17 protein-coding genes and 1 tRNA gene are annotated in these 19,495 nt (G+C 68.1%); 8 read left to right on the top strand and 10 right to left on the bottom strand.

Features of this window, described 5'->3' with window-relative positions; translation table 11 throughout:
* The first annotated feature begins 227 nt into the window (after positions 1-227).
* Positions 228-2,639, top strand: coding sequence for a TonB-dependent siderophore receptor (locus tag UU7_RS11555; RefSeq protein WP_238530931.1), 2,412 nt, complete (start codon positions 228-230; stop codon positions 2,637-2,639).
* Positions 2,640-2,656: 17 nt separating this feature from the next.
* Here the strand turns inward: UU7_RS11555 and UU7_RS11550 are convergent, their stop codons facing one another.
* Both UU7_RS11550 and UU7_RS18415 read right to left on the bottom strand, forming a co-directional pair.
* Complete coding sequence (locus UU7_RS11550) at positions 2,657-3,706, bottom strand: DUF535 family protein (protein ID WP_007808445.1); 1,050 nt, start codon at positions 3,704-3,706, stop codon at positions 2,657-2,659.
* A 100-nt stretch (positions 3,707-3,806) separates the two neighbouring features.
* On the bottom strand, positions 3,807-4,847 hold the full coding sequence (locus UU7_RS18415) for a hypothetical protein (protein WP_007808443.1): 1,041 nt from the start codon (positions 4,845-4,847) through the stop codon (positions 3,807-3,809).
* Positions 4,848-5,065: 218 nt separating this feature from the next.
* Between UU7_RS18415 and UU7_RS11540 the strand changes: the two genes are divergently transcribed.
* The gene (locus UU7_RS11540) at positions 5,066-5,533 is read left to right on the top strand and encodes a hypothetical protein (RefSeq protein ID WP_007808441.1); all 468 of its coding nucleotides are present in this window, start codon (positions 5,066-5,068) and stop codon (positions 5,531-5,533) included.
* Positions 5,534-5,584: 51 nt separating this feature from the next.
* On the opposite strand, the gene UU7_RS11535 is transcribed toward UU7_RS11540, so the two are convergent.
* Positions 5,585-8,287, bottom strand: a complete 2,703-nt coding sequence (locus UU7_RS11535; protein ID WP_007808439.1) for a M1 family metallopeptidase — start codon at positions 8,285-8,287, stop codon at positions 5,585-5,587.
* A 284-nt stretch (positions 8,288-8,571) separates the two neighbouring features.
* Between UU7_RS11535 and UU7_RS11530 the strand changes: the two genes are divergently transcribed.
* Both UU7_RS11530 and UU7_RS11525 read left to right on the top strand, forming a co-directional pair.
* Complete coding sequence (locus tag UU7_RS11530; protein ID WP_007808438.1) at positions 8,572-9,519, top strand: LysR substrate-binding domain-containing protein; 948 nt, start codon at positions 8,572-8,574, stop codon at positions 9,517-9,519.
* 77 nt (positions 9,520-9,596) lie between these two features.
* On the top strand, positions 9,597-10,199 hold the full coding sequence (locus tag UU7_RS11525) for a hypothetical protein (protein WP_007808437.1): 603 nt from the start codon (positions 9,597-9,599) through the stop codon (positions 10,197-10,199).
* A gap of 140 nt (positions 10,200-10,339) precedes the next feature.
* Here the strand turns inward: UU7_RS11525 and UU7_RS11520 are convergent, their stop codons facing one another.
* Together UU7_RS11520 and UU7_RS11515 are read right to left on the bottom strand one after the other, a co-directional pair.
* On the bottom strand, positions 10,340-10,858 hold the full coding sequence (locus tag UU7_RS11520) for an adenine phosphoribosyltransferase (protein WP_007808435.1): 519 nt from the start codon (positions 10,856-10,858) through the stop codon (positions 10,340-10,342).
* A gap of 36 nt (positions 10,859-10,894) precedes the next feature.
* Positions 10,895-11,170: a putative signal transducing protein gene (locus tag UU7_RS11515; protein ID WP_007808433.1), complete on the bottom strand. Its 276-nt coding sequence runs from the start codon at positions 11,168-11,170 to the stop codon at positions 10,895-10,897.
* Between the two features lie 110 nt (positions 11,171-11,280).
* Between UU7_RS11515 and UU7_RS11510 the strand changes: the two genes are divergently transcribed.
* The 4 genes from UU7_RS11510 to UU7_RS11495 all read left to right on the top strand — a co-directional run bounded on the left by UU7_RS11510 (position 11,281) and on the right by UU7_RS11495 (position 16,356).
* Positions 11,281-13,041, top strand: coding sequence for a glutamine--tRNA ligase/YqeY domain fusion protein (locus UU7_RS11510; RefSeq protein WP_007808431.1), 1,761 nt, complete (start codon positions 11,281-11,283; stop codon positions 13,039-13,041).
* Between the two features lie 12 nt (positions 13,042-13,053).
* The gene (locus UU7_RS11505) at positions 13,054-13,614 is read left to right on the top strand and encodes a nucleoside deaminase (protein WP_007808429.1); all 561 of its coding nucleotides are present in this window, start codon (positions 13,054-13,056) and stop codon (positions 13,612-13,614) included.
* Complete coding sequence (locus tag UU7_RS11500) at positions 13,611-14,327, top strand: TVP38/TMEM64 family protein (protein ID WP_007808427.1); 717 nt, start codon at positions 13,611-13,613, stop codon at positions 14,325-14,327. Before UU7_RS11505 ends, UU7_RS11500 begins: the two co-directional genes overlap by 4 nt.
* A 130-nt stretch (positions 14,328-14,457) precedes the next feature.
* Positions 14,458-16,356, top strand: a complete 1,899-nt coding sequence (locus tag UU7_RS11495) for an ATP-binding response regulator (protein ID WP_238530930.1) — start codon at positions 14,458-14,460, stop codon at positions 16,354-16,356.
* A gap of 49 nt (positions 16,357-16,405) precedes the next feature.
* On the opposite strand, the gene UU7_RS11490 is transcribed toward UU7_RS11495, so the two are convergent.
* The 5 genes from UU7_RS11490 to pal form a co-directional block, all read right to left on the bottom strand.
* Positions 16,406-16,481 (bottom strand) — tRNA-Lys (locus UU7_RS11490).
* Between the two features lie 72 nt (positions 16,482-16,553).
* On the bottom strand, positions 16,554-17,240 hold the full coding sequence (gene queC / locus UU7_RS11485; protein WP_007808423.1) for a 7-cyano-7-deazaguanine synthase QueC: 687 nt from the start codon (positions 17,238-17,240) through the stop codon (positions 16,554-16,556).
* A gap of 135 nt (positions 17,241-17,375) precedes the next feature.
* A complete protein-coding gene (queE, locus tag UU7_RS11480) occupies positions 17,376-18,068 on the bottom strand; it encodes a 7-carboxy-7-deazaguanine synthase QueE (RefSeq protein ID WP_007808420.1) in 693 nt (230 codons plus the stop codon).
* Positions 18,069-18,079: 11 nt separating this feature from the next.
* The gene (gene ybgF / locus UU7_RS11475; protein WP_007808418.1) at positions 18,080-18,943 is read right to left on the bottom strand and encodes a tol-pal system protein YbgF; all 864 of its coding nucleotides are present in this window, start codon (positions 18,941-18,943) and stop codon (positions 18,080-18,082) included.
* Positions 18,943-19,449 (bottom strand): peptidoglycan-associated lipoprotein Pal, encoded by a 507-nt coding sequence (gene pal / locus UU7_RS11470; protein ID WP_007808417.1) that lies wholly within the window; start codon positions 19,447-19,449, stop codon positions 18,943-18,945. The genes ybgF and pal overlap by 1 nt, the downstream gene beginning before the upstream one ends.
* Positions 19,450-19,495 lie beyond the last annotated feature (46 nt).

Raw genomic sequence — 19,495 nt, 5'->3', positions numbered from 1 at the left:
TTTCATGTGAGCGAGTCCGGACATGCGCCGGACTCGCGATAGAAGAAAACCACAGGAAGTGGTTTTCTTCACAGGCTCTGAGAGCCGGGAGCGTGGGTGGTGGGAATGTTCGAGGCGAAGGCCCGGCCCGATTTCCACCGGCCACGCTCCCGACCATGGTTCGCACGCACGGTGGGCAGGATGGCGGAACGTAAATGGCGTCGCGGCGACGGGCGCAGGTGTTGCCGATGACGTCCGCGAAGCGGATGCAGCGTGCGTTCGGCGTTGGCCTGGCATGGATCGCGGCGACCGGTTTCGCCGGCGTTGCCGTCGCCTCGGGCGCACCGACACTGAAGGCCGAGCGCACCAGCTTCTCGATACCCTCGCAGCCGCTGGCCGATGCGCTGATGGCGCTGGGACGCCAGGCCGACGTGCAGATACTCGCCTCCAGCAAGGCGATCGCGGGGCGACGCAGCACCGGCACCTCCGGCAGGTTGAAGGTGGAAGCGGCGCTGGACCACCTGCTTCAGGGCACCGGCCTGGACTACGAGGTGATCGGCAGCCGCACGGTGGTGGTGCACCAGCGCGAGTTCACCCCGGCGACCTCGTACGAAAGTCCGCTGCGCGGCACCAAGCCGAATGTGCCGATCGTCTCGGTGCTGGATACCGTGCGGGTCTCCGGCCTGGTGCTGGGCGACTGGGGATTCCTGGCCGACGGCACGCGGGGCGCCACCCGCACCGACGCGGAGCTGGCCGACCTGCCGCAGTCGGTGAGCATCGTGACGCGCGACCTGATGGATTCCCGCCAGGCGTTCGAGGTGGCCGACGTGGTGCGCCACGTGGCGGGCGTGGACTATGTGGATGGCTTCGGCGGCCCGCCGCTGTTCCGCATCCGCGGGTTCACCACCGGCAACGGCCTCACCGACGGCATGCCCAACGGCGTGGCGCGCATCGAGGATCTGCCGCCGCTGATCGCCATCGAGCGGGTCGAGGTGTTGAAGGGCCCGGAGACGATCCTCGGCGAGTCGTCGGTGGACAACAATTTCGGCGGCTCGGTGAACATCGTGATGAAGCGGCCGCAGGCCGAACCGGTGCGCGAGCTGACGTTCTCCACCGGCCAGGGCGACGGCAGCCGCCTGGGCGTGGACCTGGCCGGTCCGCTCGACGAGCGGGGCCGGCTCACCTATCGCTGGGTCGCCGCCGGCAATCGCGCCGAACGCACGGCGCAGGGTTATCGGGGCCAGCGCAGCGCCTACTTCGCGCCCTCCATCGGCTGGCAGGACGACACCACGCGATGGCTGTTCGGCCTGGAATACGTCGACAACCGCGTGCCGGTTGCGGACCACACGGTGCTGCTCGGGCAGTCGCTGGCCAGCGCGTCGCCGTTCGACCGCTTGCTGGGCAACCCCGACGACCATGCGCGGTTCCGCACGCGCCGTGCGTTCTACATGGTCGAGCAGGCACTGGGCGACGACTGGAGCCTGCGCAGCCGCGGACAGTACGTGAGCCAGCGCAGCAGCGGCCAGGCCTGGGCGTTCTCCGACACCCAGCATTTCGGCCTGAGCGAGGCGCAGGCCAGCAGCTACCGCTACTCCGACGCGTTTTCCACCTTGCAGAACGAACTGGCGGCAAGTTTCGAACAGGGCCTGCTGGTGCACGACGTGCTGCTGGGCGTGGACTATGCCCGCACCCACACGGGCAACGGCAACCAGCCCAGCACGCTGGTCACCGGCGCAGCGGTCAACGCCGACCTGCAGGCGGACGAGTCCCTGCCGTTCGCGTCGGCGAAGAACACCGTCGCCGTCCAGACCCGTCCGCTGGGCGGATCGTGGTCGAGCCAGCTCGGGCTGTTCGCGCAGGACCAGCTGTCGATCGGCGAGTCATGGCATGTGCTGGCCACGGTGCGCCACGCCACCTACGAGCTGACCGGTGCGGCAATGCCCGCGCTGCGCCAGTCGAGATGGATACCGCGTTTGGGCGTGGTCTATCAGCCGCGCCCCGGCGTGTCGCTTTACGCGTCCAGCAACACCGGTTTCCAGGCCGATGCCCTGCTGGGCGAGGACGGTCGCCCGCTGCCGCCATCGGTGTCGCACCAGCTCGAGCTGGGCAGCAAGGTCGGCCTGTTCGACCAGCGCGCCAGGCTGACGCTGGCCTGGTACCGCATCCGGCTGGACCACAGCATCAGCCAGGTAGCGCCGGAGGCGCCGCATTTTGCCGTGCCGGGTCCGGGCCAGACCAACACCGGCGTGGAAATCGAATTCGACGGCCGGGTCCTGCCGGGGCTGGACGTCTCGGCCAGCTATGCCGGCGCGCGCATCCGCAACCACGACGGCAGTGCTCCGTACGGCGCGCCGCGGCACCAATGGAACACCTGGGCCAGCTACCGTTTCCAGCGCCCTGCCCTGCAATCCTGGGGCGTGGCCGGCGGCGTGTTCGGGCGCAGCAGCACCAGTGGACGCACCGAGGACGGCGGCTATTTTCGCATGCCGAGCCAGCTCAGCGCGGAGGCGAACCTGAGCTGGTATGCCGATCCCTGGACGCTGACCCTGGGCGTGAAGAATCTTTTCGGAGGCACCTTGTACGCGATCAACGCCGAGTCGTCCTTCGTGCCGGTGCGCCAGGGCCGGCTGGTCCTGTTCAACGGAACCTTCCACTTCTAGCTTCCGCCACGCGCGCGTCATGGACCGGCAGCCAGCAGGCTGGCGGCAGCGGCGGGGTGTTTCTCGCCGCCGCGAAATCGCTGGGCCGGCGTCGGCACGCCTTCGCGCGGGACCGCGGTTTCCGCAGCGGCAGGCTGCGCTCCGGTCGATCGCCGCAACGCGGCCGCGAAGACCTCGGCAGCCTTCCGGCGGAAGGCTTCGCTGTGCTGCTGCCTTTCGCGGCGACTGCGCGGGCCTTCGGCGCACGGCGCGGGAATCAGCGACAACGGCAGCGCATGACAGCCCGCGCCGGCGCTCACGCCGCCCTGTGCCTCCCAGAACGCATCGCCGCTGGCGGCAGCTTCCACGTCCGCACCGTCGGCATCCGCACCCGACTGGCCGACGCAGGCTGCCGCCGTGACGGCGCGAATCCGCTTCAGCCCGTGCAGCGCCGCCAGCTCCCGCACCAGCGACATCAGCAGGTCCTTCGGATGCAGGCCGTGGCTGCCCCGGATGAATTCCCGCGTCGCCTCGAACGGCGCATGCGGTCCCGCGCCCCGCAACGCCCCGATGGTGATGCTGTCGCGTCGGTCGAAGGTCAGGATGCACGAGGCCAGCACGTCCTTGTCGTCGCTGAGCAGCAGCAGGCTCAGCTCGCCTGCGTCGGCACGCGAAGGCTTGCGCAGATGCAAATGCACGTCGGCCGCATCCTCCAGCCGCAGCGTGGTCAGGCGCGCGCCGCCGCCCAGCACGAGGCGTTCGGCCAGCCATGCGGGAAACCGGCGCATCACGAAATCGTAGTGCGCGTTGACGATGCGACGGCGTGCGGCGGCGCTGAAGTGCGTCGAGATGTAGGGCCGGTGCCAGCGCTCGTACAGCCGCGGATCGGCCTGGGCCGCCCGCCACATCGCCTCGCGCGCATGCAGCGAGTGCAGCCATCGGGTCTGGCCGACGCACAGCCGCAACCAGCTGGTCATGTGCAGTGCGAGCTGCCAGCGCCCGTCACCGGAGGCCTGGCGCAGCGACCAGCGACTGCGCACGGCCTCCATCCACAAGCGGGTCGTCCTGCTGATTTGTTCGATGCGCATCGGTCCGCCTCGTCATGCCGAGTTGACCTGTGAGACGCGCGAGCCAGCGGTTTTTGAAATGCCTGCGTTCAGCCGTCCGTGGCTGCGGCCGGCGAACCCGTCAGTCCGAAATCGCCAGCACGCACTCGTCCGCGCCGTAGCTGCGGCAACACACCGGAAAGATCGACAGGCTTCCCGGCGCGATGACCGGTCCCAGCAAGCCTTCCAGGAATCCGCTGAAGAAGCTGCAGCCGGAATGGCCCTGGTTCGTGCACAGCGGGCTGTCGAGGATATGCAGTTGAGCGCCCTGCTGCTCCACTTCCACCAGCGCACGCAAGGCCGGCGTGCCGATGCGCTCGAGTGCATCGGCCAGGCCCAGGCCGCCATCCAGCGCGTATTCCCGCGCGAACACCCATGCACCGGCGCGCTGACCGGCCAGCGCCAGCGAGGATTCGCGTGCACCCTCGGGCACCGCACCGCTCAACGCCAGCAGCCTGGGCATGAGTTTCGGGTAGTCGTACTCGATGGACTGCAGCGCCTTGTCGACCGCGCCCTCGTCCGCGTCCAGCGCCACCACGTCGACGAAGGGGTTCGCCTCCACCGAGGCGGCAGGCGGTGGCGCCGGCGCGCGTGTGGTGGGCAGGATGAATTCGAAGTCCGGTTCCGGCGGCGCAGGCGGCGCTGCCGGAACGGTCTGCACGGCTTCGGCCTGCACGGCTTCGGTCTTCGCGGGCCGGGCCAGGATCGGCGCCACCGCGAAGGGTTCGTCCGTCAGCACATCTCTCGATGGCGATGCGGCAGGCGAAGCGACGCGAGCCGGTGCAGGCGCCGCCACCTTCGCGACAGGCGTGACCGGCTCGGGTGCCGGCGGCGGCAGATAGGTCGCCCGCTTCACCGTGGCGCCGAAATGCGGCTGCTCCTCGCCTTCCACGAACGGCGTGATCCGGAAACTGACGAAGCGGTCGTAACCTTCCAGCGCCGCTTCCAGTTCGCGCTTCTTGCGCGGCGAGCCGCGCACCACCATCGTCAACAGTGTGCCATGGGGGTCTTGCACCAGACGCTGGCGCTGCAAGGTGAAACCGCTGGCAAGAATGAAACGGCCAACTTCGATGAGCAGACCTTCGCGACTCTGCGAAAGCCCCTGGATTTCCAGCTCGATCATCAAGCCCCCTGTAGGCGATGCCGATGGAGATGTGGGATGAAGGACGGCGCCGACCCCGAACAGGACCCGGGCGCACATCGGTGCAACGTGGCAATTTTATCGCTGTCCCGCCGCCCGGGGTGTGAACGGATACGGCGGATGGGGCATGTGTTGCGGGCACGCGTGGCGGATGGCGGTGCAAGCACGTATGGTCGCTGCTTCCCCAGCGAAGGTTTGTCATGGCCACGCCGAAACCGTTCCAGCATGCTGCCTTTCTGCGCGACCTGGAGCAATTCGTCGCCGGTGGAAGCTGCCCTGCCTCCTGTTCGCCCGAACTTGCCGCGATCCTGCGGACCCCGGGCGTCGATGCCCGGCCCTCACCGGCGGCGAGCCAGCTGGTTCGCCTGCTGCATGCACGCAAGGCCGTGCTGAAGGCAGCGTTCGACACCGGGCAGGTCGCCGACGAATTGCGTCGCCACCAGAAGTTCGCCAAGCCCGGACAGCCGTCGCCGCATATCGTGCAACTGCGCCAGCAACAAGCCGCTGCACGACAGGCTTCCAGCCAGTCGCGACAACTGCTGATCCAGTCCGCCGCCGCCTTCGTGCGCGAGGCCGGCATCGTGCCGCCCGCGCGACTGGCCCTCGAGGCGTTCATCGACGGCTGGATGGAAGCCAGCTTGCCGCAGGACCCGCGCACGCCCGGATAAAAAAGCGCCGCCGGCACGATGCCGTGCCGGCGGCGGATGCCTCGTTGCCGCTTAGCGCAGGATGCTGGCCGGGTCCTGCTTCGCCGTCAGCGCACTGCACAGCTGGATCGACTCGCCGGTCTGCGCCAGGCCACGACCGATGCCGGCCGCGTCCTTCTCGCGGGTCTTGAAGAACGCCTGCAGGCGATCGTACTCGGCGGTGGAGCAGCCGCCACCGGCGGCCAGCGACGGCAGGCGACCACCGGAGAAGCTGCCGGTGCGATCGAGGATCTGCTGGTAGTGAGCGGTGAACCAGTTCCACATCGCGTCACGCTGGGCCTGCGTATCGCGACCACCGCGCAGCAGCATGCCCATCTCGCCGACCTTGACCGGCTTGGTCAGCGCGAAGTTGCGCACCTGCTCGGCCAGTGCCGGATCTTCCACACTGGCCAGGCCGCCGAGGATGCCGTTGCGCAGCGCCGGGTCGCTGGTCTTCGGCAACTCGGCGATCAGTGCATCGACCGCGCTCTTGCCGTGTTCCTGCACCGCCACGCCCAGCGCATCGCCAAGCAGGTCGGGATCGGCCGCGGCCAGGTTCAGGTGGCCATCCGCCGTCGGCTTCAACGCCGCATCACCCTGCTTGAGCAGGGCCGCACGCACTTCGGGCAGCTTGAAGTCGAACGCCAGCGAACTGGCCAGGCTGCTGCGCATCAGCGAATCGTCTTCCGGCTCGCCCGCCTTGCGCTGGTAGCCGAGCTGCTCCAGTCGCGGCAGGTAGGCGGCCTTTGCCCATGCGGCCAGGCGGGCGCGCTGGGCATCGGTGGTGGCGATGCGATGGTAGAGACCGCCTGCCGTGTCCAGTGGCACGGTGGCCACTTCGCGGATCTTCGAACCGGTCAGCGGCTGCATGGCGGCCAGCACCTGGCCGGCATCCAGATCGCCACGACGGAAGCTGGCGTTGATCGCGTCGGCGTAGGCCAGCTGCTCGGCGTCGCTGAGCTTGCCGACCTGCTTGATCAGGCGATCGAGCCCGTCCTTGTCGAGGCTGAAGCGGTAGTAGCCGCTGGCGTCCGCGTTCGGCATCACCCAGGTCGGCTTGCTGGCGCCGGGCAGCTCCATCGAACCGGTGGCCTGGTCGAGCATGTCGCAGGCGACCTTGCTGGACGGTGCTCCATTTTTGCCGTGGGCGTCGGTGCCGTAGCGCACGCACACCGGCACGCCCCAGATGCGCCTGGCGTCGCCGCTGCTGCCCAGCGGCAGGTAGCGGCTCTGGCTCAGCTGCAGCACGGTCTTGCCGTCCTTCTGCTCCAGCTTCGTGGCCACGTAGGGCACGCCGGACTGGTCGAGGAAGCTCTTGAACGCATGCTTGAACGCCTCGCCCTTGTCGGCCGCGGTGGCGATCGCCGAGACCAGATCATCGGCGGTGGCGTTGCCGTACTTCTGGCTCTGGATGTAGGCGCGCATGCCCTTCTGGTAGGTCTTCTCGCCCACGTAGTTCTCGAACATGGCGATGACGCTGGCACCCTTCTGGTAGGTGATGCCGTCGAACGCGGTCATGATGTCGCCGTTGCCGGAGATCGGCTGGCGGATGCTGCGGGCGCTGGTCAGGCTGTCGTTGCTCATCGCGCCCTGCGCGCCGCGCACGCGGTCGAGGTCGGCGCGGTATTCCGGATGCACCTGCATGGTGACCTTCTGCTGCATCCAGGTCGCGAACGCCTCGTTGAGCCAGATGTCGTTCCACCACGCGGTGGTCACCGTGTCGCCGGTCCACTGGTGCGCCAGCTCATGCGCGTTGACGTTGAACGAGCCCTGCACGTTGCGGGCCGGGGAATCCTTGTCCAGCAGCAGCAGCCAGTCGCGGAACGTCACCAGGCCCGGGTTCTCCATCGCGCCGGCTTCGAAATCCGGTGCCGCCAGCAGGTCGAGCTTGCCGAACGGATAGCCGAAGCCGTAGTAGTTCTCCAGTGCATGGATGATGCTCGGCGTCTCGCCCAGCACGTGTTCCATGCGATGGCCTTCACCCTTGGCGGCGATGCCGCGCAGCTTCAGCGGCTCGCTGCGGTAGGCGTCGGGCGAGATGTCCGGGCCGTCCACGATGTCCCACGGACCGACCGCGAACGCGACCAGGTAGGTCGGCAGCGGCAGCGTCTGGGCGAAGGTCACGGTCTTCCAGCCCTTGCCGGCCGGCTGCTCCTTCACCTGCCTGGTATTGGCCACCACGTTCTCGTGGTCAGGCACGGTGATGCTGATGTCGAACGGGGTCTTGAAGCCGGGCTCGTCGAAACCGGGGAAGGCGAAACGCGCGCTGATCGGCTCCATCTGCGTCATCGCATACGGCTGGCCCTTGGCGGTGACCTTGTACAGGCCCTGCAGCTGCTGGTTGAGCGGCGCGCTGTACTCGAACTTCACGGTGAGGTCCTGCGGCTTCAGCGTGCTGCCGAAATCCACCCGCACCACGCCCGCCTTCGGGTCGACGTTGACGTACTTGCCCGCGTGCGTCCTGCCGGCGGCGTCGGTGATCGTCACCTTCGACACCTTCAGCTCGGCGCCATCCAGCCACAGGTGGTCGGAGGCCTGGGTCAGCTTGACCTTGATCGTGGTGGTGCCGGAAAAGTCCTGCTGCGCCGGATCGACCTTGAACGCCAGCTGGTACGACTGCGGCACCGCCCAGCCCGGCAGGCGACCCTGCGGCGCCTGGTCGGCGGTGGCGGCAAACGCGGCGCCGCAACAGGTGGCGAGTGCGGTAAGCAGGAGCGGGCGGACGAGACGGCGCATGTTGGTTTCCCTGGGTTGTGGAGAATCCCCAAGCTAGAGCCGGCATGACCTTCGACCCAGTGCCAGAAGGCATGGCCGGGCACGGGCCAAAAAAAACCGGCGATGAAGAGGACTTCATGGCCGGTTGGGGAAGCCCGCGCGCCTGCGGGGGAGAGGGAGGGACTCCGACGCGCGGGTTGTCACGGGATCAATGGCGCACAGCTTAGCGACCTCGCTTGCATTGCTCCAATTGATTGTTACCATCTCGCTCATAGCTTCTGGCTATTGTCGTACCGGGATGAGCGATGAATCTGCGCGACCTTCAATACCTGGTGGCCCTGGCCGAGCACCGTCATTTCGGGCGCGCCGCGAATGCCTGCTTCGTCAGCCAGCCCACCCTGTCCACCCAGATCAGGAAGCTGGAGGACGAACTGGGCGTGCCGCTGGTCGAGCGCACGCCGCGCAAGGTGCTGCTGACCGAGGTCGGCCGCGACATTGCGATGCGCGCGCGCAACGTGCTCAACGAGATCGAGCAGATCCGCGGCGTGGCCCGGCGCACGCTGGACCCTGAATCCGGCACGGTGCGGCTGGGCATCTTCCCCACGCTGGGACCGTACCTGCTGCCGCATGTGCTGCCGCTGGTGCGCAAGGCGTTTCCGCGACTGGAACTGCTGCTGGTCGAGGAGAAGACCGAGACCGTGCTGCGCCTGTTGCACGAGGGCAAACTCGACGCCGGCATCCTCGCCCTGCCGCTGCACGAGGACAGCCTGCATCAGGAATTCCTGTTCGAGGAGCCGTTCCTGCTGGCGGTGTCCGAGGCGCATCCGCTGGCGCACAAGCAGGGCCAGCTGAAGCTGGCCGACCTCACCCACCAGAACCTGCTGCTGCTGGAGGACGGCCACTGCCTGCGCGACCAGGCGCTGGAGGTCTGCCACCTGGCCGGCGCGGGCGAACATTCCGGCTTCCGCGCCACCAGCCTGGAAACGCTGCGCCAGATGGTGGCGGCCAACGTGGGCATCACCTTGCTGCCGGTGACCGCGGTGAAGCCGCCGGTGGCGCCGCTGGAAAACCTGCACCTGATCGAGTTCAGGGGAACGCCGCCAAGCCGGCGCATCGCGATGGTCTGGCGCAAGAGCTCGGCGATGGACGCCTTCCTGAAGCGCCTCGCCGACGTGCTGCGCGACCTGCCCGCCGACCTGCTGGACGCACACACCGTGGCGACGCCGCCGGCGGCGAAAGCCTCCGCCGGCTGACCCGAACGCGCCGGACGCGAGATGGCATCCATCATCCACCTGCAAGCGGCCCGGCCGACCACGGATACTCCCTGACGATGCGCAAACTGCTGATCGCCGCTGCGGTGCTGCTGGTCCTGCTGTTCGTGCTGTCGCACCGGCAGCACGCGGCAGTGGAAACCGGGCCGGGCGTGCTGGCTCCCGACGCACCGCAGCAGGTCGACCTCGACCACGGCGCACAGCTGCAACGCGACGGCGTCAACCTGCAGACGCGCGCCCACTTCGACATCACCGCGCGGGTGCTGTCGCGCAAGGACTATTCGGGCTCCCGCGATGGCGACCTGGTGCCGCTGGATCTGGCGTTGGGCTGGGGCCGCATGTCCGACAGCACCGTGCTGGCCGGCATCGACATCAGCCAGTCCGGGCGCTTCTACTACTGGCACGTGAAGGACTTCCCGATACCGCGCCGCGAGATCGAAACCTCCAGCGCCAACATGCACATGATCCCGGCCGACGAGGACGTGAAGCGCCAGCTGGAGTTGGTCCGGCCGGGCCAGGTGGTGCACATCGAGGGCTTCCTGGTCGATGCCACCCGGGCGGACGGCTGGCACTGGAACACCTCGATGACCCGCGACGACACCGGTGGCGGCGCCTGCGAATTGATCTACGTCGAAGGCGTGACCATCACTCAGAGCCTGTGAAGAAAGCCACTTCCTGTGGTTTTCTTCCATCGCGAGTCCGGCGCATGTCCGGACTCGCTCACATGAAACAGTCACTTGCGTGACCGCTTCATGCTCGGCCGTCCTTGGCCGACCTGAGAGGTTGAAAAAATCACAACCTCTCAGTAGTGCAGCAGGCCGTGCAGCGGCTTGCCGCCGGGCCAGCGCTCGCGCCCGCGCAGCGCGTCCAGTTCGATCACCACGCTGGCGCCGACCAGCTCGGCGTCCAGTTGCCCGACCAGCACCCGCGCCGCAGCCAGCGTGCCGCCGGTGGCCAGCACGTCGTCGACCAGCAGCACGCGCTCGCCCGGGCGGATGGCGTTGCGCTGCACTTCCAGCCGATCCGTGCCGTACTCCAGTTGGTAGTCCACCGCGATCACCGGCGGCGGCAGCTTGCCGGGCTTGCGCAAGGGCACGAAGCCCGCGCCCAGCTTGTGCGCCAGCGCCGCGCCGAAGATGAAGCCGCGCGCCTCGATCCCGCACACCGCCTGCACGCCGTGGCCGAGCCATGGCTCGGCCAGCGCATCGATGCAGCGGGCGAAGCCTGCGGCGTCGGCCAGCAGCGGCGTCACGTCGCGGAACACCACGCCGGCGCGCGGAAAGTCGGGCACGGCGCGAATCAGCGCGGCGAGTTCATGCATGTCGTTTCCCCGGGAATCCACGTCGTGAAGCGCCGCTCAGCACGGCAGCGGCAGCGGCTCGCCAGGCAGTTCGTCGTTGCGGATCGCTTCGCGCGCTTCGCTCAGCTGCAACTCGACCCCGGCCACGATGGCCTGGCCGTCGGCCAGCGCGGCCTCGGGCACCATCACCGCGATGTAGTCCATCGCCGGCAATTGGCCCACCGCGCCGGTCAGGTACTCGCCGGCGATGAACGCGGGGATGCCGCCGCCTTCCAGCGCATCCTTGACCAGATGGGCATCGAACAGGTTCTCGGCGCGATACACGATGTGCATGGGCGCACGCTAACCCGCACGGCAGCGCGGGGCAAGCCGGTCGCCCTGCCCCGATCACGGTGACAGGGTAAACTTGCACGTTTCCACCACCGTCCGTGAGCCACAGCCCGATGTCGACCGATCAGCCCGCCGCCGCACCCGCCCAGCCGCCGGCCGCGGCACCCCAGGATTTCATCCGGCAGATCGTGCGCGACGACCTCGCTTCGGGCAAGCACTCGGCGATCCACACCCGCTTTCCGCCGGAGCCGAACGGCTACCTGCACATCGGTCACGCCAAGGCGATCTGCCTCAGCTTCGGCATCGCGAAGGAATTCGGCGGCTGGTGCAACCTGCGCCTGGACGACACCAACCCGGGCAAGGAAGACCCCGAATTCGTCGAGGGCATCAAGGACGACGTGCGCTGGCTCGGCTTCGAATGGCACGAGCTGCGCCACGCCTCGGACTACTTCGAGGTGTTCTACCGGGCGGCGTGCAAACTGATCACCGACGGCGTGGCCTATGTCGACGACCTCGACGCCGAGCAGATGCGCGCGTACCGCGGCACGCTGACCGAGCCGGGCCGCCATTCGCCGTATCGCGAGCGCTCGGTGGAAGAGAACCTCGACCTGTTCGCGCGCATGCGCGCGGGTGAATTCGCCGACGGCAGCAAGACCCTGCGCGCGAAGATCGACATGGCCTCGGGCAACATCAACATGCGCGACCCGGCGATCTACCGGGTGCGCAAGATCGCCCACCAGAACACCGGCGACGCGTGGCCGATCTACCCGATGTACGACTACGCGCACTGCCTGTCCGACGCGCTGGAAGGCATCACCCACTCGCTGTGCACGCTGGAGTTCGAGGACCACCGCCCGCTGTACGACTGGTTCGTCGACAAGGTCGACCTGCCGAACCATCCGCAGCTGTGGCAGCCGCTGCTCGCCGCGGGGATGCCCACGCAGCCGGCCAAGCCGCGCCAGATCGAGTTCTCCCGACTCAACCTCAGCTACTGCATCACCAGCAAGCGCAAGCTGGCCCAGCTGGTCAGCGACGGCTTCGTCGACGGCTGGGACGACCCGCGGATGAACACCTTGCGCGGACTGCGCCGCCGCGGCTTCACCCCGGCCGGACTGCGCCTGCTGATCGAGCGGCTGGGCGTGAGCAAGCAGAACAGCGTGATCGACTACGCCGTGCTCGAAGGCTGCATCCGCGAGGACCTGGACGCCACCGCGGCGCGACGCATGGCAGTGCTCGACCCGCTGAAGCTGGTGCTGACCAACCTGCCCGAAGGCCACGAGGAAACGCTGGGCTTCGCCAACCATCCGAAGGACGAGAGCTTCGGCACCCGCGAGGTGCCGTTCTCCCGCGAGGTGTGGATCGAGCGCGACGATTTCGCCGAGGTGCCGCCGAAGGGTTTCCATCGCCTGAAGCCCGACGGCGAAGTGCGCCTGCGCGGCGTGGGCATCGTGAAATGCACCGACATCGTCAAGGACGCCGACGGCAACGTCACCGAGCTGCACGGCTCGCTGGACCCGGAAACCCGCCACGGCCTGCCCGGCGCCGACCGCAAGGTGAAGGGCACCATCCACTGGGTCAGCGCGAAGCACGCGGTGGCCACCGAGGTGCGCCTGTACGACCGCCAGTTCAGCGTGCCCGCGCCCGACAACGAGGAAGACGGCAAGACCTGGCTGGATCACATCAACCCCGACGCCAAGCGCGTGGTGCAGGCGTGGCTGGAACCGGCCGCGGCCCGTGTCGAACCCGAACAGCGCTTCCAGTTCGAGCGCCTGGGCTACTTCGTGGCCGACCGCGTCGACCATCGCGCCGAGGCTCCGGTGTTCAATCGCACGGTGACCTTGCGCGACGTCTGGGCCAGGGCCGCTGGCCAGTAAACGGAGAACCGCATGTTGCCCCTGCAAATCCATCTGACCCTGCCGCCGTGGATCGGCGACGTGGCCGATGCCAACCGGCGTTACCAGAGCGACGAGGAACGCGTCGGGCTGGCGATCGAGCTGTCGAGACAGAACGTCGAGCGCGGCGGCGGCGGTCCGTTCGGAGCGGCCGTGTTCAACAACCACAGCGGCCGGCTGGTCGCCGTGGGCGTGAACCGCGTGGTGCCGCAGAGCTGCTCGGTGGCGCACGCGGAAATGATGGTGATCATGATCGCCCAGCAGCGGCTGAGCCGGCACCGGCTGAACGAGGACGGCGGCCACTACGTGCTGGCCACCAGCTCGCAGCCGTGCTGCCAGTGCTACGGCGCCAGCGTCTGGGCCGGCATCGATGAACTGCTGATCGGCGCGCGTTCCGAAGACGTGGAAGAGCTGACCGATTTCGACGAAGGCCCGCTGCCGGCCGACTGGATCGGCGAACTCGAGCGCCGCAACATCTCGGTTCGGCGCGACATCCTGCGTGACCAGGCCCGTGCGGTACTGGCCACTTACGGCGCCAGCGGCACGCCGTATTGAGCCGCTGGCGCGCCACGCTGCCGCTGGTGCTGCTGGTGCTGGCCGGCGTCGTGCTGTTCGCCTCCGGCTCGCTGGACCAGTTGACCCCGCACCGGCTGCTGGCCAACCAGGCCAGCCTGCATGCGCAGATCGATGACCACCCGTGGTTGAGCCGGCTGGCCTTCACCGGACTGCTGACGCTGACCGTGGCCACCGGCATCCCCGGCACCATCGTGGTGATCCTGGCCGGCGGCTTCGCCTTCGGGGTGTTCGACGCCACGCTGTATTCGTCGCTGGGGCTGACCCTGGGATCACTGATCCTGTTCCTGGCCAGCCGCTATGCCTTCGGCCCGGGCAGCCGCCAGCCGCCGGCCATCGTGGCGCGGCTGCACCATGGCTTCGAGCGGCACCCGGTCAGCTACACCCTGTTCCTGCGCTTCATTCCGATCGTGCCGTTCGGCGCGGTCACGGTGGCGCTGGCCTGGCTGCGCTGCCCGCTGTGGCTGTTCCTGGGCGCCAGCTGGCTGGGCGGCACGGTCGCGCTGATCTTCGAAACCTCGATCGGCGCCGGTCTTGGCGACGCGATGAGCCAGAGCGACAGCCTCGGGCTGGGCCTGTTCCTGCACCGCGGGGTGCTGTTGCCACTGGGCGCGATCGCCCTGCTGGCCCTGCTGCCCCTGCTGATCGAACGCATGACCCGGCGCCGGCGTCAGCGCCGATTCCCGCCGGAGTGAAACGGATCGCGGCAGCTGCCAAGCCGAGCCGTTTCGCGCTAGTGTGACCACCGGACAACCGGCAGCACCTCGGGCCCGGCATCAATGCCCATCGGTCCGCGACGCGCGATGGGAGACGGGACGGATGGACATGGCGGCTGACTCCTGGCCCAAACGACTGTGGCAACGCCGGTCGTTGATGCAGCGCATGGCCTTCGTGGCCCTGATGCCCGCCCTGATCACCGCCGCCCTGCTGGCGGCCTTCCTGGCCCAGCGCCAACTGGTCAACCTGCGCGAGATGGCCCGCAGCAATGCCGACGCCATCGCCACCCAGGCCGCCTCGATCAGCCTGCAGCCGTTGCGCAACATGCAGCTGCGCGAGCTGAACCGCATCGCCGACTCGGTGGGCGACCTGCCGCATGTCATCCGGGTGCAGATACGTAGCGGCGCCGGCCAGATCCTCGCCGACCACAACGAGCTCGACGGCAACCGCAAGCCGGCGGAGGTCCTCACCGTGGTGCGCGAGATGGTCGACCGCGACCAGCCCGGCGGCGTGGCCGAAGGTTCGGTGCGGGTGGACGTCAGCCTGCATGAAGCCATCGCCATGCAGCGCGCCAGCCTGCGCCACGCACTGATCGCGCTGCTGGTCAGCCTGCTGCTCGCCGGGGTACTCGCGTGGCAGGCGGCGCGCTGGATCAGTGCGCCATTGCGCCACCTTGCCGGCGCCGTGCATCAGCTGGGGATCGGCGATCGGCCGGTCGAGGTGCCGGTGACCGACCGCACGGAAATCGGCGAACTGCAACAGGGTTTCAACCATGCCGCCGCCGCGCTGCATGACATACAGAGCGGCATGCGCCAGCAGATCGAACAGGCGACGCGGGAGCTGGCGCACAAGAATGCCGCGCTCGAAGCCGCCAGCCTGGCCCGGTCGCGCTTTCTGGCCGCAGCCTCGCATGACCTGCGCCAGCCGCTCTACGCGCTGACGCTGTTTTCCTCCGCGCTGAGCGTCGACGAGAGCCGGCCGGAACAGCTGGACCGCATCGCCCACATCCAGGAATGCGTGCAGTCGCTCGACCATCTGTTCAACGAACTGCTCGACCTGTCGCGGCTGGAGACCGGGGCGGTGCAGGTCGAGATCAGCGAGTTCCCGCTGGCCCAGGTCTTTGCCGAAGTCACTCGCAACTTCGACATGGTCGCCGAGCAGCGCGAGTTGCAGTTGCTCATCCACCCGACCCGGCTGTGGGTACGCAGCGACCGCACCATGCTGAGCCGCATCCTCAACAACCTGGTCAGCAATGCGCTGCGCTTCACCCATCATGGCGGCGCGCTGCTCGGTGCCCGGCGGTGCGGGGACGGGCTGATCCGCATCGAGGTCTGGGACACCGGCAGCGGCATCGCGCCGGAACACCTGCCCAACGTGTTCGACGAGTTCTACCGCATCGACGACCGTGCCGACGCCGGGCTGGACGATGGCTCGCAATCGGGCCTCGGACTGGGGCTGGCCACGGTGCAGCGACTGGCGGAGCGGCTCGACACCGAAGTGCAGGTGAAGTCCCGGCTCGGTCGCGGCAGCGTATTCCACTTCCGCCTGCCGACCGCCGACGCCAGCCCCGATGAATCGCTGGCGCCCCAGGAGACGCCGGTCGACCTCAGCGGCAAGCGGGTGCTGGTGGTGGACGACGACCCGGCCATTCTCTCCGGGGTGCGTTTCCTGCTGCGCAGCTGGGGCTGCGAGGTGGAGGTGGCCGAGGATCGCCTGCAGGCGATGGAGGCCGTCGAGAACTGGCCCGGTCCGCCGGACATCGTGATCAGCGACCTGCAGTTGCGCGGCGGCACCCGCGGCATGGAACTGTTCGCCGCGCTCGATCAGCACTACCAGCGCGACGGCGACACGCCGTTCGCGCGACTGCTGGTCACCGGCGAGACCCGCGTCGACCATCTGCGCGAGATCATCGCGGCGAACATTCCGCTGCTGTACAAGCCCGTGTCGCCACCCCAGTTGCGCAGCGCGATGATGTCGGCGTGGACCAGCAGCCGCGCCGGCCGGTGATTGCGGGCTGGACGCAAAAAAAGAGCGCCCGGACGGGCGCTCTGAAAACTGGTGGGTCGTCCGGGATTCGAACCCGGGACCAATGGATTAAAAGTCCAGTGCTCTACCAACTGAGCTAACGACCCCTCGTTGAAAACTCAAGCGATCAATTTTACGGGCTGCGTGGCAAGGGCACAAGCAAGCGCCCCGCGGCCGGATCACGCATAACGCGTGGGATCGGCCAGCCCGGCCTCGCGAAAGCCCTGGGCGCGCAGGCGGCAAGCGTCGCAGTGTCCGCAGGCGCGACCGTCGTCGTCGGCCTGGTAGCAGCTGACCGTGGCGGAAAAATCCACGCCCAGGCGCTGCCCTTCGCGGGCGATGTCGGCCTTGCTCATGCGCATCAGCGGCGCGTGGACACGGATACCGGCGCCCTCGACGCCGGCCTTGGTCGCCAGATTGGCCAGCTGTTCGAAAGCGTCGATGAAGGCCGGGCGGCAATCGGGGTAACCCGAATAGTCGACCGCGTTGACGCCGCACCAGATGTCACTGGAGCCCAGCACCTCGGCCCAGCCCAGCGCAATCGACAGCATGATGGTGTTGCGCGCCGGCACGTAGGTGACCGGGATGGCGCTGGCATCCGCCGCATCCAGCGGCACGTCGATGTCGGCGGTCAGCGCCGAACCGCCGATGCTGCGCAGGTCGATGCCCACCGTCTTGTGCTCGACCGCACCCAGCATGCTGGACACGCGGTCGGACGCCGCCAGTTCCGAATGATGGCGCTGGCCATAGGAGACGCTCAGCGCGTGCACCTGATAGCCCTGTTCACGAGCCATGGCGATGACGACCGCCGAATCCATGCCGCCGGAAACGAGTACGACGGCCTTGCGGGGGGAATGTTCAGACATGTTTTGCATCCACGGAGTGCGACCGGTCACCGGCCGGAAAGCGCCACCGGCAACACAGGCCGGCGCGCGATGTTCGTTGCAGGGTCCGGCCACCGATGGCCGTCCCCTTCCCGCGCCCCGGGCGGGCGCAGCAAACTATCTCCCGGCGGCGTCATTCCACAGCAGCTTGTGCAGCTGCAACTGGAAGCGCACCGGCAGCCTGTCGGCGATGATCCACTCAGCCAGTTCGCGCGGCTCGACCTTGCCCCAGACCGGCGAGAACAGCACCATGCAGCGATCGGCCAGGCGGTGCTCGGCCAGCATGGCGCATGACCACTCGTAGTCTTCACGACTGGCGATGACGATCTTGATCTGGTCGTGCGGCAGCAGGTGATCGAGGTTCGACCACAGGTTGCGCGCGCTTTCGCCCGAGCCGGGTGCCTTCAGGTCCATCACCTTGCGCACGCGGGGATCGACGGCGGAAACGTCCAGCGCGCCCGAGGTCTCCAGCGACACCTCGTAGCCGGCATCGCACAGGCGCTGCAGCAGGATCAGGCAGCGCTTCTGCGCCAGCGGCTCGCCGCCGGTGACGCAGACATGCCGCGCGCCATGCGAGGCGACTTCGGCCAGGATCTCGTCGATGCCGTGCCAGTCGCCGCCGTGGAACGAATATTCGGTGTCGCACCAGACGCAGCGCAGCGGGCAGCCGGTGAGGCGCACGAACACGGTGCGCCAGCCGATCGCGTCGGCTTCACCCTGGATCGAGTGGAAGATCTCGGTAATGCGCAGCCGCTCGGGAACGGCTGCGGCAGGCGTCGCCGACGCCTGCTGCGCGTCATGGCCGCTCATCGCCGCGGGACTCAGTTGCCCGACTGCAGTTGCAGGCGCTGCAGGCGTTCCTGTGCCAGGCTGGCCGCCTTGGAGCCCGGGTACTTCGTGGTGACCTGGGTCAGCGTGGCCCTGGCCTCGGCGCTCTTCTTCAGCTCGAGCTGGCTGTAACCCACCTTGAGCAGGGCGTCGGGCGCCTTGTCACTCTGCGGGAACTGGCTCAGCAACTGCTGGAACGACTCCAGCGCCACCGGGTAGTTGGTGGTGGCGTAGTACGACTCGCCCAGCCAGTACCAGGCGTTGGGAACCAGCGGATGATTCGGGAACTGCTGGATGAAGCTGCGGAACTCGCGCGAGGCTTCCACGTAATTGCCGCCGCGGATCGCCTTGAACGCCACGTCGTAGGCCGCCTGCGCCGCCGCGGGATCGCCCGCGGCGACAGCCGCGCTGGCTGCGGGCGCCGGAGCGTTGCCGGCGGCCGCTGCTGCCGGCACATTCGCATTGGCGCCAGCAGCGGGGCTGCCCGCGGCCGCCGCTGGCGGATTGCCGGCGCCGGGCGCCGCGCCCGCACCGCCCGATTCCAGACGCCCGAGCCGGGCATCGAGATCGGTGTACTGGGCCTTGTTCTTGTCGTCGAGCGTCTGCAGCTGGTGCTGCAGTTCCTCGACCTGACCCTGCAGTTGCTGCACCTGGGCCTGCAACTGCTGCATCTGGTTGACCATGCCCGTGCCGGACTGGTCCTTGTTCTGTGCCTGCTGTTCCAGCCGCGCGACACGATCGGCGAGGCTCAACCGGGAGTCCTGCGCGAAAGCCGGGAACGCGAACAGCACGGCGGACGCGATGGCGCCCGCCGTGCTGATCCTGGCTGCAAAGCTGTTAGCCAGTCGCTTCATCATTACTGCGCCGTGTAGACGATCTCGACGCGACGATTCTTGCTCCAGCAATCCTCGTTGTGCTCACGGCAAACCGGCTTTTCCTTGCCATAGCTGATCACTTCCAGCTGGCTGGCCTGGCCGCCATTGGCCTGCAGCGCGTCGGAAACGGCATTGCCACGACGCTCGCCGAGGCCGAGGTTGTACTCGCGGGTGCCGCGCTCGTCGGTGTTGCCTTCCAGACGGATGTGCGACATCGGGCGATCCTGCAGGTACTTGGCGTGGCACGCCATGATCTGCTGGAATTCCGGCTTGATCTCGGTCTTGTCGAAGTCGAAGTACACGACGCGCTGACGCAGGCAGGCATCGGTATCGAGATCGGCAGGGGTGTACTTGCCGTCAGAGACGGGCGCCTGCGCGGGAGCAGCCTGCTCCGGAGCCGGCTGCGGTTTGACTTCCTGCTTCTTGGAGCAAGCGGCCGCGCCTACGCAGAGCAGGGCAACCAGGGCGACGCGAACGGTCTTATTCATGGTGACGTTCCTTACGGGTTGAGTTCCGACAAACAATGACGATGGG

Source organism: Rhodanobacter spathiphylli B39 (genome assembly GCF_000264295.1).
GTDB lineage: Bacteria > Pseudomonadota > Gammaproteobacteria > Xanthomonadales > Rhodanobacteraceae > Rhodanobacter > Rhodanobacter spathiphylli.
The sequence above is the reverse complement of the archived record's forward strand: the minus strand, read 5'-3'. Positions and strand labels throughout refer to the sequence as shown.

Bases quoted from the DNA above. Each gene is read 5' to 3' on its own strand.
- ybgF (WP_007808418.1), bottom strand. From the start codon at position 18,943: ATGATGAAGCGACTGGCTAACAGCTTTGCAGCCAGGATCAGCACGGCG.
- UU7_RS11530 (WP_007808438.1), top strand. From the start codon at position 8,572: ATGAATCTGCGCGACCTTCAATACCTGGTGGCCCTGGCCGAGCACCGT.
- UU7_RS11535 (WP_007808439.1), bottom strand. From the start codon at position 8,287: ATGCGCCGTCTCGTCCGCCCGCTCCTGCTTACCGCACTCGCCACCTGT.
- UU7_RS11515 (WP_007808433.1), bottom strand. From the start codon at position 11,170: ATGCACATCGTGTATCGCGCCGAGAACCTGTTCGATGCCCATCTGGTC.
- UU7_RS11505 (WP_007808429.1), top strand. From the start codon at position 13,054: ATGTTGCCCCTGCAAATCCATCTGACCCTGCCGCCGTGGATCGGCGAC.
- queC (WP_007808423.1), bottom strand. From the start codon at position 17,240: ATGTCTGAACATTCCCCCCGCAAGGCCGTCGTACTCGTTTCCGGCGGC.
- UU7_RS11520 (WP_007808435.1), bottom strand. From the start codon at position 10,858: ATGCATGAACTCGCCGCGCTGATTCGCGCCGTGCCCGACTTTCCGCGC.
- UU7_RS11510 (WP_007808431.1), top strand. From the start codon at position 11,281: ATGTCGACCGATCAGCCCGCCGCCGCACCCGCCCAGCCGCCGGCCGCG.
- UU7_RS18415 (WP_007808443.1), bottom strand. From the start codon at position 4,847: ATGATCGAGCTGGAAATCCAGGGGCTTTCGCAGAGTCGCGAAGGTCTG.
- UU7_RS11495 (WP_238530930.1), top strand. From the start codon at position 14,458: ATGGCGGCTGACTCCTGGCCCAAACGACTGTGGCAACGCCGGTCGTTG.
- UU7_RS11555 (WP_238530931.1), top strand. From the start codon at position 228: ATGACGTCCGCGAAGCGGATGCAGCGTGCGTTCGGCGTTGGCCTGGCA.
- UU7_RS11525 (WP_007808437.1), top strand. From the start codon at position 9,597: ATGCGCAAACTGCTGATCGCCGCTGCGGTGCTGCTGGTCCTGCTGTTC.
- UU7_RS11540 (WP_007808441.1), top strand. From the start codon at position 5,066: ATGGCCACGCCGAAACCGTTCCAGCATGCTGCCTTTCTGCGCGACCTG.
- queE (WP_007808420.1), bottom strand. From the start codon at position 18,068: ATGAGCGGCCATGACGCGCAGCAGGCGTCGGCGACGCCTGCCGCAGCC.
- pal (WP_007808417.1), bottom strand. From the start codon at position 19,449: ATGAATAAGACCGTTCGCGTCGCCCTGGTTGCCCTGCTCTGCGTAGGC.
- UU7_RS11550 (WP_007808445.1), bottom strand. From the start codon at position 3,706: ATGCGCATCGAACAAATCAGCAGGACGACCCGCTTGTGGATGGAGGCC.